Origin of the sequence: Gluconobacter thailandicus F149-1 = NBRC 100600, assembly GCF_000964465.1 — a bacterium.
Taxonomy (GTDB): domain Bacteria; phylum Pseudomonadota; class Alphaproteobacteria; order Acetobacterales; family Acetobacteraceae; genus Gluconobacter; species Gluconobacter thailandicus.
The window spans coordinates 1-665 of record NZ_BANH01000066.1; the positions used below are offsets into that span (position 1 = coordinate 1).

Genomic DNA, 665 nt, shown 5'->3' on the forward strand with positions numbered 1-665 from the left:
AAGTGCTATCGAGGCGACTGGACCGCAGGGGGGACTGGCAGGCAGGTCGTGAGACATCATTGGGATGAGATATCGCGGGCTATTGCCGCCGATGCCCCCTGTTTTGACGTTGAACCCCGGAGTGATTGTTGATGCATCAGATCCATCCGTAAGCCCGCACTACGCCATCTGTGCGGGCCGAAATCGCGGGCTCGACGGAAGCGACCGGGGAAGAGCGCGCGATCGTTTGTCATCTGCGTCGTGCAACCGAGTTCGGGCTCGATGACCTGACCTTCGTGCTGCGGCACTTCCTGTCCCACCTCAACCGAGGCAGCGTCTGGTGCATCCTCAAGGATGCAGGACTCAATCGTTGGCCGGTGAAGGAGAAGATCCGCCCGGTGCGGGGAGAGGGTACCTTCCGGGATTACTACGATCTGGGCTATGTTCATATCGACGTGAAGCATCTGCAAAAGCTGCAGACCGCAGACGGTGAGGCTCGCAAACGGTTCCTCTATGTCGCGATCGATCGCTGCTCGCGCTTCGTGCATCTGGCCGTCAAAGCCGCCTTCCCATTCAAAACAACCCATATCCTGACCGATCGCGGCTCCTGCTTCACTGCGGATACGTTTGAGAAAACATGCCAGGATCAGGGTGTGGATCGGCGGCGAACCCGGGCTTACTCGCCC

Annotated in this window: 1 pseudogene; it reads left to right on the forward strand. The window is 59.4% G+C overall.

The window, feature by feature from the left end:
- Window positions 1-170: 170 nt before the first annotated feature.
- Window positions 171-665 (forward strand): annotated as a pseudogene (locus B7444_RS14115) (IS481 family transposase); the annotation flags it as partial.